Origin of the sequence: Rhodococcus sp. USK13 (assembly GCF_018343855.1) — a bacterium.
Classification (GTDB): Bacteria; Actinomycetota; Actinomycetes; order Mycobacteriales; family Mycobacteriaceae; genus Rhodococcus_F; species Rhodococcus_F oxybenzonivorans.
Window position 1 is genome coordinate 2,968,400 of sequence record NZ_CP069242.1, and the last position, 12,272, is coordinate 2,980,671.

The window sequence follows — 12,272 nt, forward strand, 5'->3', positions numbered from 1 at the left end:
CCTACTTGTCCTTTCCCATCACCGCGGCACGGATTGCGCCGTCGGCGACTCGAACGCGAATTTGGGTGCCCGGCGGGGCGTCGTCGACCGAACGCAATACCTCGGGATCGCCGTCGGGCACGATCCGCTGAACGACGGAATAGCCGCGGGCGAGCGTGGCCGCGGGTCCGAGGGTGGTCAACCGTGCCCGCAGGTACTCGATCGTGGTGCTCTCCGCGGCGATTGCCCGGGTGATGTCGCGGCGGCCCGCCTCGCGCAGTCGCTCGACCTCGTCGCCCCGCTCGTCGAGAGCGCGCACCGGATCGGCGAGCACCGGCCGGCTTCGCAGCTGGGAGATCAGGTGGGATTCGCGCTGTACCCAGTTCCGCAGCGCCGCCGCACTGCGTGAGCGCAGCTCGCTGACCAGCGCCTGCTCGGCGACAGCGTCCGGGACCACCCGTTTGGCGGCGTCGGTGGGGGTAGCGGCGCGCAGATCGGCGACGTGATCGCTGAGCGGGCTGTCGGGCTCGTGTCCGATGGCACTGACGATCGGGGTTGTGCACGCGACGATCGCCCGGCAGAGGGCCTCGTCGGAGAACGGCAGCAGGTCCTCCACGCTTCCGCCGCCGCGGGCCAGAATGATCACATCCACGTGCGGATCGGCGTCGAGTTCCTTCAACGCGTCGAGAATCTGCGGCACTGCGGTGACGCCCTGCACCGGGGTGTTACGAATCTCGAACCGGACGGCCGGCCAGCGGCGCTGCGCCACGCTGAGGACATCGTGCTCGGCGGCACTTGCTCGGCCGGTGATCAGGCCGACGGTCCCGGGAAGGAAGGGCAGCGGGCGCTTGAGCCGGGGGTCGAACAGGCCCTCCGCGGCCAGAAGCGCGCGCAGCCTCTCTATCCGCGCGAGGAGTTCGCCGATTCCGACCGCGCGGATCTCGGTCACTCGCAGCGACACCGATCCGCGGCCGGTGTAGAACGACAACTTCCCGAACATCACCACCCGACTGCCCTCGGTGAGGGGGACAGGGGAGTTCTGCAGCAGCTGAGGTGAGCACGTCACGGAGAGGGACATGTCGACGGACGGATCGCGCAGCACGAGAAACGCCGTCCGGGTACCGGGACGGGCATTGATCTGGGTGATCTGACCCTCGACCCACACACTCCCGAGCCGGTCGATCCACTGTGCGACCTTGGCCGAGACGGTGCGAACCGGCCACGGTTTGTCGGCGGTACTCGGTGCTGTACTGGCTGCGCGGGACTGTGCGGAAGTCACTTGGCCTTGGCGGTGGTGATGCGATTGGTCAGCATGGTCAGGAAGGGTGCCCTGGCAAGGGTCGCCGTCTCGTAGTCCAGCAGCGCTGTCAGGTCCTCGACGGACAGCGAGCGCAGGCGGGCCCGCAACTGGGCAAGGGTCAGCGACGAATAGTCGAGGTAGGCGGCGATCTCGGGTTCGGCGACTGCGGAGGCGGGCTTCGGGGTCGTGGTCTTCGCCACACCGTTGGTACTCGAGGCCTTCAGGCCGGCGGCCGCGGTGGACTTCTCGTCGAGGTCGTCACCCTGAGGGCTGAGGGAGTACAGCGCGAAGCGGCCGGGCCCGGCGGGACGATCGTCCGGCGCGTCCTCGATGTCGGGTTCTCCGTCGGTGTCCTCGTCGAACACCGCCCAGGACGGCTGCTCTTCGTCGTGCGTCCAGTGGATGAGGGCAAAAGCCTGGTCACCCTTGATGGCCAGCGCCGTCATGGTCTGCTGGACACGCATCGTGGTCTGCAGCACCTGGCTGACCGCAGTCATCGGCAGAGTGACCGCCGTCGTGGGCAGCCTCCTGGCTTCTTCGACGGCCGTCACGGCGATTCCAGCGGCGACGCGCGCCACGAACGGGGGACGAATCATGCTCACAGCCTGCCTGACATCGGCACGTTTGGGTAGCCGACGTGCCCACAGCGTGGACGACTCGACTCGATGACGCGCACAGTACCCCTCCCGAGGCCCGGCGAAAGTGTCCTAGCCGGGGGGTGACCCGTACGCTGGAACCATGTCTTCGGCTGTTCCACTCAATGTGGGTATCACACGTTCGGCAGATTCGGGAGTGCATGCGAGCGGTGAGAAGCGAGTGCTGCTCGCTGAACCCCGCGGGTACTGCGCCGGCGTCGACCGCGCTGTCGAGACGGTCGAGAAGGCGCTGGAAAAGCACGGCGCCCCGATCTACGTCCGCAAAGAAATCGTCCACAACCGCCACGTGGTGGAAACACTCACCGAGCGCGGCGTGATCTTCGTCGACGAAACCGACGAGGTGCCCGAGGGTGCGTTGCTCGTATTCTCTGCGCACGGTGTGTCGCCGGCCGTGCACGAGTCGGCCGCAGCCCGCAATCTCCGCACCATCGATGCGACGTGTCCACTGGTCACCAAGGTGCACCAGGAAGCGAAACGGTTTGCCCGCGACGACTACGACATTCTCCTCATCGGCCACGAGGGCCACGAGGAAGTGGAAGGCACTGCCGGCGAAGCCCCCGACCATGTGCAACTGGTCGACGGACCCGAGTCGGTGGATGCCGTCTCGGTCCGCGACGAGTCGAAGGTCATCTGGCTGTCGCAGACCACGCTGAGCGTCGACGAGACCATGCAGACCGTGGCGCGGCTGCGGGAGAAGTTCCCCCACCTGCAGGATCCCCCCAGCGACGACATCTGCTACGCCACCCAGAACCGTCAGGTGGCGGTCAAGGCGATGGCGCCCGAGTGCGATCTGGTGATCGTGGTGGGCTCCCGCAACTCGTCCAACTCGGTGCGTCTCGTCGAGGTGGCCCTCGGAGCCGGCGCGAAAGCGTCGTACCTCGTCGACTTCGCCCGCGAGGTGGATCCGGCGTGGCTCGACGGTGTTCGCACGGTCGGCATCACTTCAGGCGCCTCGGTGCCGGAAATTCTCGTGCGCGGTGTGATCGACCTACTGGCCGAACACGGGTTCCACGACGTCCAGCCGGTCACGACTGCCAACGAGACCCTCGTCTTCGCGCTCCCCCGGGAGCTTCGCGCCGCCCGGCACTGACACCGTGCCGACCGCCCGGGGTCAGCGGGGCTGCTCGGTCTCGAACGGTGGTTCGTAGCGGTCCCGGTAGCGCACCTGAGGGATCGGGTGAGCAGGCACGTCGGTGGAACGGTAGCGGGCCGTCGGCCGCTGCGGAGTCGATCGCGGTGTCTGTGCCGATCGCGGGGCTTCTGTGGACCGGGACGGCTGTGCGCTGCGCGGTACCTGGGTAGAGCGGGGTGCCTGCGAGATCCTGTCGGATACCGGCGGTGGGGGAGTGGGGCGTCCCGAAGACGCCGACCGACGCGGAGGCGGGCTGTCGGCCCGCCGCGCCGAGGAGCGAGGGTGCTCCCGGGCGGAACGCCTCGGCCGCAGCCTCGTGGCCGACTCGTCGGCATCCGCTGAAGTTCGACGTGTGCGCGTGCCCTCGCGTACCGAACGAGGCGTGCGGCGCCGTTCCGACGTACGGGCGGGCCCGGTTCGACGCTGCTGCAGCAGGAAGAGCCGCAGCCCGCCGATCACCAGGACGACGACTGTGGCGGCCAGCATGATCGGGAACCGGTTCACCAGCGGGTACGCGACGTTGATGGCGAGATCCCGCAGTGCTGTGCTGTTCTCTTCCGCGATCAGGCTCTGGCCCAGCGGTACGCCGACGAACAGAATCAGCGGCGGCTGCACGATGGCGGTGAAGAGAGCGCTGTTGCCGGCAGCCACCACGGCGAGGACGCAGCCGAGGAAATAGAACGTCGAGAACGCCGCGGTGAGTTCGCTCCCGCCCGCCGCATCGGCCACGAACCCGAGACAGGTGACTCCGACGGCCAGGAGAATGACACCCCACCAGGGAAGACCGGGAACCGACACGACAATCGACTGCCGATCGAGCGGCACCCCGGAGCGAGCACGTTGGGTTGCAGACACACAACGACAGTAGCGGCAACATGTCGACTGTCGCCGTTGGCGTGACCGGTCGGAGACCGGACTCGCACGGTAATTGTGCCGTTCCTCACTAATCGGCGGCACGACGTCGCCCTCTGTCCGGGCGCCGCCGATCGGTTTCCCGCCACGCGGCGGGGGTGTTCGGGATTTGTCGGCACCGTGCTCTACCGTCCGAGACATGAGGATCCTGCACACGTCGGACTGGCACATCGGACGCACGTTCCACGGAGTGGATCTGCTCGCCGATCAGTCCCGGGTGCTCGACTCGATCGCCGCACTGGTCCGCGAGTATTCGGTGGACGTCGTGGTGGTTCCCGGCGACGTGTACGACCGCTCGATTCCCAGTGCGGACGCCGTCACGGTGTGCAACCGCGGCTTCGAAGAGATCCGCGACGCCGGTGCCGTCATCATCGCGACATCCGGCAACCACGACTCCGCCGCGAGGCTGGGCGCGGGCGCCGCCTTCTCCCGGGCGGGCGGTCTGCACTTGATGACCACGGTGGCCGGCATCACCTCCCCCGTCGTGCTGGACGACGAGCACGGTCCCGTCGCGTTCTACGGGATTCCCTACCTGGAACCGGAGATCACCCGCACTCAGCTCGGCGTCCCCGCTGCCCGATCGCACGCGGACATTCTCGATGCGGCCATGGATCGTGTGCGCGCGGACCTCGACGCCAGGGCCGCCGACGCACCGGGTACGAGGTCGGTCGTGCTGGCTCATGCCTTCGTGGTGGGGGCCGAGGCCACAGGGTCGGAGCGGTCCATCTCGGTCGGTGGGGTCGAGACCGTGTCGGCGTCGGCGTTCGGCGACGTCGACTACGTCGCGCTGGGCCACCTGCACTCACCGCAGACGCTGGCCGAGCACATTCGGTACTCGGGGTCGCCACTGCCGTACTCTTTCGGTGAACGCAGTCACCGCAAGTCCGTCTTCCTGATCGACCTTGCCGCGGATGGGCTCCGCCGTGTCGAGCGGGTGGATCTGCCCGTGGTCCGAGGGCTACGACAGCTCACCGGCACCCTGGAAGAATTACTCGAAGGCGAGCATTTCGGGGACGCGGAGGAGTGCTACGTATCGGCGGTCCTCACCGATCCGCAGCGCCCCGTCGACGCCATGCGCTCTCTGCAGACCCGATTTCCGTTCGCCGTCCACCTGGAATGGCAGCGACCGGCAGGCACCGAGGATTTGCGGTATCGCGAGAAGGTACACGGGCGCAGCGACGTGCAGATCACCCGCAGCTTCCTGACCGATGTGCGCGGCGAGCCGTCCCCGCGCGAGGTCCGCCTCGTGGAGGCCGCGCTCGGTCATGCCGACCGTGCCGGGGAGGACACGGCCGGGGTCGTGGTGCTGGAACAGTCGGCATGAGACTGCATCGACTCGAAGTCGAGGCGTTCGGACCGTTCGCGAATTCGGTCGAGGTCGATTTCGACCGACTCGGCGCCGACGGCCTCTTTCTGTTGCACGGGCAAACCGGTGCGGGCAAGACCACGGTGCTCGACGCGGTGGCCTTCGCGCTGTACGGCACGGTTCCCGGTGCGCGCAGGGACGGGAAGCGGCTCCTCTCCGACCATGCGCCGGCCGGTTCCGTGCCGACGGTGACGCTCGAGGTGACCATTTCCGGTCGCCGCCTCCGGCTGGTCCGCAGTCCCGAATTCGAACGCCCGAAACGTCGCGGTTCGGGAACGATCAAGGAGAACGCCAAAGCGACTCTCACCTGGCTGGACGGGCGAGGAGAACACCTGTCCCGAATCCCCGACATCGCCGAGGAGATCGGCCGGTTGATGGGGATGAGTGCCGACCAGTTCTTCCAGGTGGTGCTTCTCCCGCAGGGTGAGTTCGCCCGATTTCTGCGTGCCGACAACGAAGAACGCGGACAGCTCCTCGAGCGGTTGTTCGACACCACGCGGTTCGGGACGGTGGAGGAGTGGTTCCTGAACAGGCGGCGAGCGAGCGCTCATGACCTGGACGAGCATCAGCGTTCCATCGACGTGCTGATCGCCAAGGTCGCGACGGCAGCGGGTATCGAGGGCGGTGCGGACGCCGATCCTGTCACGTGGGCGCACAAACTGGAGGAAGAGGCGCGCGCCACCCGCGATGTTGCCGTCGATGAGCTCGAGAAGGTCAAGTCGGACGCGGCCCTGACGCGAGATGCTCTGGCGCAGGCGCGCCGCATCCTCGAACTCCAGAACCGGCGTACCCGGGCAGAGGCCGAACTCGCCGCCTACGAGGCCGGAGCTTCGGAACGGGCGGTTCTCGCCGCCGAGGTCGCCGCGGCGCGGCGGGCGGAGCCGGTTGCCGTCGTCGTCCGCGAAGCGGACGCTGCCCGCGACAAGGCGGCGACCGCGGCGCGGCGGGTTGCCGCCATCGCAGACCGGCTGTGTTCGACGGCAGGTGGCGCCGAGGTGGTCGAGCAATTGTCGTGGCCGCCGAACAGTGAAGAGCGTGAACATCTTCGAACCTGCATCCGGTCGTGGCGCGACGATGTCGTCCGCCTCGACGGTGTGCTTGCAGAGGCGGAAGTGGGGGACCGGCTCGACGTCGAACTCGGCCGGCTGCGCGCCCGGGAAGTCGGGCTGGCCGACACCCGCGCGGAGCTTGCCCGCGAACGCGAGGAGCTGCCCGGCGCCATTCGGGTCGCGGAGCGTGCGCTCGACGAGGCCGAGAAGGCTCGTGTGTCGTTACCGGGGCTCGAGGATGTTCGTGCTCGCGCGGCCGACGCCGCCGCGGCCGCCGCAGAGCTTCGGCAGTGCCGTGACCGCCGCGACGCACTCGAGCGCGCCGTGCTCGACGCCCGGCGAACACACCAGGATGCCCGCGAACACTGGCTGACGCTCCTGCAGCGCCGGATTCTGGGGATGGCCGCCGAACTCGCGGGCACGCTCGAGGACGGTAAACCGTGCCAGGTGTGCGGTTCGGTGGAGCACCCCGACCCCGCGGCGGAGTCCGAACTGTCGGTCACCAAGGCAGATGAGGATGCGGCCCTCGCAGCGGAACAGAAGGCCGCGGTGCAGGTGAACACTGCGGCAGAGGCTCTGGCAACGGCAGACCGCACAATCGACGTTCTGGTCCAGCGTTGCGGGGACGGCGACGCCGACCACCTCGGGGCCGAACTCGCCTCCGCGGAGGCGGCACTGCGCCATGCGAGCGACCTCGGCGAGCAGGCCGCGTCGCGGGCCCGCCATCTCGGTGAGCTCCGCGACCGTGAGACGCAACTGCACACTCGTTCGCACGACCTTGCGGTCGAGGCTGCCACCGTCGCCGAGAAAATCACCTCGGGTGCCGCGCAGCTCGAGGAGATCCGGGCGCGGGTGCGGGAGGCCGCAGGCGAGGACGAGAGTCCCGCGGCCCGCCGCGCCCGCATCGCGGTGCTGGCGGACGCCGCGTCCGAACTGCTCGACGCCCGGGACGAGGGAGCAGCCGCCGAGTCTTCAGCCCAGGAACTGGCCGCGAAGGCCGAACTACTCGCTCGCGAAGCGGGATTCGACCGAACGAGCGACGCGGTGGCGGCGGTGCGTCCCGTTGCCCGACAGGACGAAATCGACGCCCGACTCACCGCTGCCCGTGATGCCGAGGTCGGTGCCCGCCGAATACTCGACGAACCGGAGATCGCCGCGGTCGCAGATGCAGCGCCGGTCGACCTGGGGTCCGTCCAGCAGGCACACGACGCCGCAACGGAGGCGGTCGACGTCGCGGTGGCGGTGGCGTCGGAGGCCGAACGACGACTACTCGACCTCGAGCGTTTCGTCGGCCAGCTCGAGAGAGCTGCCGCGGCCATCGCCCCGATGCAGGCGGAACACGAGGAACTGGCCGCCCTCGCCGAGGTGATCGCCGGTCGTGGTCAGAACTCACGCAAGATGTCGCTGCGCTCCTATGTGCTTGCTGCCCGGCTCGAGGAAGTCGCGGTGTCGGCGTCCGCCCGGTTGAGCCGGATGTCCGCTGGCCGCTACTCGTTCGTCCACACCGACGAGGCCGGCCCGCGTGGGCGTCGTGGTGGCCTCGGACTCGATATCCGCGACGACTACACCGGCGTCGTGCGGTCGGCGAAGACGCTGTCCGGCGGCGAGTCGTTCCTTGCCTCGCTGTCGCTGGCCCTCGGACTCGCTGACGTGGTCGCGGCGGAGTCCGGCGGCGTCGTCCTCGACACCATGTTCATCGACGAAGGGTTCGGCACCCTCGACGCCGACACGCTCGACTCGGTGATGGGCGTGCTCGACGAACTACGGGACGGTGGTCGCGTGGTCGGTATCGTCAGCCACGTCGACGAGATGCGTCAGCGAATCCCCAGTCGCCTCCACGTGGTTCGTGGACGCACCGGCTCGACGCTCGAGGTGATCGCGGGCTGAGCGCCGATCACTCGGCCTGCGGTGTGATCGCTTTGGGAGCGATACCTTTCGGAGCCACGGCAGCCTCGTCGATCGTCACGCCCTCCCGCTCGGCATCGTCGATGTCCTCGTCGGCGGCGACGTCGTCGGGGATATTCGCCTCGGCACTCTTCTCGTCGATCTGTTCGCCGATGTAGCGCACCACGACGGCGGCCACGGCGGCGGTAGGCACCGCGAGGAAGGCGCCGACGATGCCGAATACCGACGCGCCCGCGGTGACGGCGAGCAGCACCACGACCGCGTGCAGTTTCATGCTCTTGCTCTGCAGGACCGGTTGGAGCACGTTGCCTTCGATCTGCTGGACCACCAGGATGATGATCAGCACGATCACTGCGGTGGTGAGCCCGTTGGCCACCAAGGCGACGAGGACGGCGAGGGCCCCGGCGACGAAGGCACCGACGATCGGGATGAAGCCACCGATGAAGGTCAGGATCGCGAGGACCGGCGCGAGGGGCACCCCGAGGATGAGCAGTCCGGCGCCGATGAACACCGCGTCGATGAGGCTCACCAGCGCCTGCGTTCGGATGAATCCGCCGAGGGTGTCCCACATCCGGCCGAGCACGACTTCGAGGTGTCGGCCGGCGCGGCCGCCGCTCACCGAGTGGAGCCAGGGGATGAAGCGCGGTCCGTCCTTGATGAAGAAGAACGACAGAACCAGCACCAGGCCGAGGGTGAGGAGCAGTGAGCTCGCGGTGCTGACGCCGGTGAAGACGCCGGACGCGATGACCGTTCCACTTTCCTGGACCTTCGCGATGATGGTGTGGATACCCTCGTCGATCTGGTCGTCCTTGAGGTTGATCGGCGGACCCTGCAACCAGTCCTGCACCTGGTTGATGCCCTCGGTGGCCTTGTTGGCCAGCTCAGGAGCCTGGCTGACCACCGAGGGCACGATGCCGGCGATGACGCCCGCGAGCACCGCGATGAACAGGACGAGTGTGGTCGCGGCGGCGGCCGCGGGGGGAATGCTTCGTTTGGTCATTGCCCGCGTCGGCGGCCACAGCACGGTGCACACGACGATCGCGAGGAGCACTGGGAGGACGATCACCCAGAGCTTCTCGATGATCCACCCGAACAGCAACGCTCCGAGCGCGATCGCAACGAGAACGAGCGACCACTTGGCCAACCACATACCGCCGAGCCCGATGAGATGCCCGCGATCGGGTTTGGTGATCTCCTGCCCGGGCGCTGCCGGGGCTTCCTGCTCCGCCACAGTTGGTCCTCCCTCGTCTCGCAGACATATCCGCCGTATCGCCCCGGTCCGCGAGGGCGGACCGGTGACGGCACTGACCGCGTGTGCCGACTGTCCGTCCAGCCGATCGTACTGACAGCGCCGCCATGTGCGGTCAGCAGCAGCGGGCACCAGGATTCGCGTCGGCGTCGGCGTACCGGGCGCGCCAGTACTCGCGTTCGCTCGGAACGGCTGCACCGGGATGACATCGGCGGAGGTGGTCGACATACCGGGAATAGTCGTGATCACCCATCAACGAGCCCGTCCACCACCAGGCCGTCCGGAGAGCTCCGACAACCCTATTCGTCATGGTGATGCGCCTTTCCGGTAATGGTGTGGGCCGCACCGGGCGCGCGGACGACGCCCTCGGCGATCAGGTCGTTCCATTCCTTCTCGAGCCCCTTCTCCGCAGTGGTGGGCACGAAACCGGCGGGTGCGAAGATCTTGGACTGCTGCTCGGGCGATTCGGTGGTGGGTAGACCGCCCGCCCGGAACGCCTTGATGCACACGAGCAGTCCGGCAGCCACCACGACCAGGACCAGTCCGGCGAAGACGATGGACAGTGTTCCCTGGATGAAGGTGTTGCGGATGACCGCGTCGATGGCGTCCGGTGTCTTCGCCGAACCGAAGCTCGTCTTACCGGCTTCCTTGGCGTCCTTGAAAGCGGCGTGCTGGGACCAGTAGCCGATGGAGGTGTTGCCCGAGAAGATCTTCTGCCACGACGCCGTCATCGTGACGATCAGGTCCCAGACGAGCGGCACCCCGGGAATCCACGCCCACTTGAAGAGGCCCTTCTTCATGACGACGGCGAGGACCACGGTCAGGGCGATGGCAGCGAGGAGCTGGTTGGCGATTCCGAACAGCGGGAAGAGTGTGTTGATGCCGCCGAGCGGGTCGGTGACTCCCATGAGCAGGATGGCACCCCAGAGTCCGACGACAGCCAGTGAGCACACCCAGGCGCCGACGCGCCACGACGGATCCTTGAACTTGCGGGCCGGTCCCCCGAAGTTGCCGAGGGAATCGGAGAGCATGAAGCGGGCGACACGCGTACCGGCGTCCACCGTGGTGAGAATGAACAGCGCTTCGAACATGATCGCGAAGTGGTACCAGAACGATTTGAGTGCAGTACCCCCGAGGAATTGGCTGAGCACCTCTGACATGCCGAAGGCAAGTGTGGGTGCACCGCCGGTGCGCGAGATGATCGATTCCTCACCGACGTTCTCGGCGGCTTCCGACAGGGTGCCGGGGGAGATGTCGGGACTGGTCAGTCCGAGCCCGTTCACGTAATCCGCTGCGGTCTCCGGAGTTCCACCGGTCAGGGTGGACGGGGCGTTGAGGGCGAAGTACAGGTGCTGATCGATGATGCAGGCGGTGACGAGCGCCATGATGGCCACGAACGACTCGGTGAGCATGCCGCCGTAGCCGATGAGGCGGGTCTGCTTCTCCTTCTCCAGCAACTTCGGAGTGGTGCCGGACGCGATGAGCGCATGGAAGCCGGACAGCGCGCCGCACGCGATCGTGATGAACAGGAACGGGAAGAGCGATCCGGCGAACGCGGGGCCGTTTCCCTGGATCGCGAAGGTGGTGACGTCCGGCATCTTGATGGTGGGCCGGGCGACGAGGATTCCGACTGCCAGAAGAACGATCGTGCCGATCTTCATGAACGTCGACAGGTAGTCGCGCGGTGCGAGTAGAAGCCACACGGGCAGGACCGACGCCGCGAATCCGTAGGCGATCATCAGCCACGCGATGGTGACCTTGGACAGTGTGAACCAGTCGGCGCCCCAGGAGGTGTCGGCGACCCAGCCGCCGGCGACGATGGCGGCGAGCAGGAGGACCACGCCGATGAGAGAAACCTCCGCCACCTTGCCGGGTCGGAGGTATCGCAGGTAGACGCCCATGAAGAGGGCGATCGGGATCGTCATCGCGATGGAGAAGACACCCCAGGGGCTTTCGGCGAGCGCGTTGACGACCACCAGGGCCAGGACGGCGATGAGAATGATCATGATGACGAACACGCCGATCATGGCGGCGACACCACCGACCAGTCCGAGTTCGTCCCGTGCCATCTGTCCGAGGCTTCGCCCGCGCCGTTTCGTCGAAATCCACAGGACGAGGAAGTCCTGCACGGCGCCGGCGAAGACGACACCGATGATGATCCAGAGGGTGCCGGGTAGGTAGCCCATCTGCGCGGCGAGTACTGGGCCGACGAGTGGTCCCGCACCGGCGATGGCGGCGAAGTGGTGCCCGAAGAGCACCCGCCGATCCGTCGGCATGTAATCCTTGCCGTTCTCCAGAATCTCGGCCGGTGTCGCCAGGTCGTCACGGGGTTTGACGATCCTGCTCTCGATCAGCCGCGCATAGAAACGGTAGGCGATGAGGTAGGTGCAGACGGCAGCGACCACGAACCACACGGCACTGATGTTCTCGCCGCGGACGAACGCGATCATCGCCCACGCGATGCCGCCGAGAATGCCCAGGACGATGAAGACGATCCGTGTCGTCGGGGAAATCGGGGTGCGGTCCACGACTCCCACCGGTGGCAGATCGGGGTCCGTCCTCAGATATTCGACCTCGGGTTCGGGGGCGGCTTTCAGAGCCATCTCGATCTCCTTTCCAGCGTTCCCGCCGTCATTGTGTGGCAGGGGAACGGTGTGGGCGCGGCTTCCGGTGTTATGGCCTCCGTCACCCTATTGCCCCCACATTGTCAGTGTGAGCCGACCC

Annotated in this window: 9 protein-coding genes; 3 read left to right on the forward strand and 6 right to left on the reverse strand. The window is 67.4% G+C overall.

What is annotated here, in order from left to right; all coding sequences use genetic code 11:
- Position 1 precedes the first annotated feature (1 nt).
- Positions 2–1,258 carry an exodeoxyribonuclease VII large subunit gene (gene xseA / locus JQT59_RS16290; protein ID WP_213576968.1) on the reverse strand — a complete coding sequence of 419 codons (1,257 nt, stop codon included), beginning with the start codon at positions 1,256–1,258 and terminating at the stop codon, positions 2–4.
- On the reverse strand, positions 1,255–1,875 hold the full coding sequence (locus tag JQT59_RS16295; RefSeq protein ID WP_213576969.1) for a lipid droplet-associated protein: 621 nt from the start codon (positions 1,873–1,875) through the stop codon (positions 1,255–1,257). The genes xseA and JQT59_RS16295 overlap by 4 nt, the downstream gene beginning before the upstream one ends.
- 142 nt (positions 1,876–2,017) lie before the next feature.
- Here JQT59_RS16295 and JQT59_RS16300 point away from each other — a divergent pair, with 142 nt between their 5' ends.
- Positions 2,018–3,025 (forward strand): 4-hydroxy-3-methylbut-2-enyl diphosphate reductase, encoded by a 1,008-nt coding sequence (locus JQT59_RS16300; protein ID WP_109332216.1) that lies wholly within the window; start codon positions 2,018–2,020, stop codon positions 3,023–3,025.
- A gap of 21 nt (positions 3,026–3,046) precedes the next feature.
- Here the strand turns inward: JQT59_RS16300 and JQT59_RS16305 are convergent, their stop codons facing one another.
- Positions 3,047–3,922, reverse strand: coding sequence for a DUF6542 domain-containing protein (locus JQT59_RS16305; RefSeq protein WP_213576970.1), 876 nt, complete (start codon positions 3,920–3,922; stop codon positions 3,047–3,049).
- Between the two features lie 196 nt (positions 3,923–4,118).
- Here JQT59_RS16305 and JQT59_RS16310 point away from each other — a divergent pair, with 196 nt between their 5' ends.
- Entirely contained in the window at positions 4,119–5,303 is a 1,185-nt protein-coding gene (locus tag JQT59_RS16310) for an exonuclease SbcCD subunit D (protein ID WP_213576971.1), read from the forward strand.
- Positions 5,300–8,281: an AAA family ATPase gene (locus JQT59_RS16315; RefSeq protein ID WP_213576972.1), complete on the forward strand. Its 2,982-nt coding sequence runs from the start codon at positions 5,300–5,302 to the stop codon at positions 8,279–8,281. Before JQT59_RS16310 ends, JQT59_RS16315 begins: the two co-directional genes overlap by 4 nt.
- A gap of 7 nt (positions 8,282–8,288) precedes the next feature.
- On the opposite strand, the gene JQT59_RS16320 is transcribed toward JQT59_RS16315, so the two are convergent.
- From JQT59_RS16320 to JQT59_RS16330, 3 genes are all read right to left on the reverse strand, one after another.
- Positions 8,289–9,530 carry an AI-2E family transporter gene (locus tag JQT59_RS16320; RefSeq protein ID WP_213576973.1) on the reverse strand — a complete coding sequence of 414 codons (1,242 nt, stop codon included), beginning with the start codon at positions 9,528–9,530 and terminating at the stop codon, positions 8,289–8,291.
- Between the two features lie 133 nt (positions 9,531–9,663).
- Entirely contained in the window at positions 9,664–9,858 is a 195-nt protein-coding gene (locus JQT59_RS16325) for a YbdD/YjiX family protein (protein WP_159925256.1), read from the reverse strand.
- The gene (locus tag JQT59_RS16330) at positions 9,848–12,151 is read right to left on the reverse strand and encodes a carbon starvation CstA family protein (protein WP_213576974.1); all 2,304 of its coding nucleotides are present in this window, start codon (positions 12,149–12,151) and stop codon (positions 9,848–9,850) included. The genes JQT59_RS16325 and JQT59_RS16330 overlap by 11 nt, the downstream gene beginning before the upstream one ends.
- Positions 12,152–12,272: the final 121 nt, after the last annotated feature.

Excerpts from the sequence above, each read along its gene's own strand:
- JQT59_RS16295 (WP_213576969.1), bottom strand. The coding sequence starts at position 1,875 with ATGATTCGTCCCCCGTTCGTGGCGCGCGTCGCCGCTGGAATCGCCGTG.
- JQT59_RS16300 (WP_109332216.1), top strand. The coding sequence starts at position 2,018 with ATGTCTTCGGCTGTTCCACTCAATGTGGGTATCACACGTTCGGCAGAT.
- JQT59_RS16310 (WP_213576971.1), top strand. The coding sequence starts at position 4,119 with ATGAGGATCCTGCACACGTCGGACTGGCACATCGGACGCACGTTCCAC.
- JQT59_RS16315 (WP_213576972.1), top strand. The coding sequence starts at position 5,300 with ATGAGACTGCATCGACTCGAAGTCGAGGCGTTCGGACCGTTCGCGAAT.
- JQT59_RS16325 (WP_159925256.1), bottom strand. The coding sequence starts at position 9,858 with ATGACGAATAGGGTTGTCGGAGCTCTCCGGACGGCCTGGTGGTGGACG.
- JQT59_RS16330 (WP_213576974.1), bottom strand. The coding sequence starts at position 12,151 with ATGGCTCTGAAAGCCGCCCCCGAACCCGAGGTCGAATATCTGAGGACG.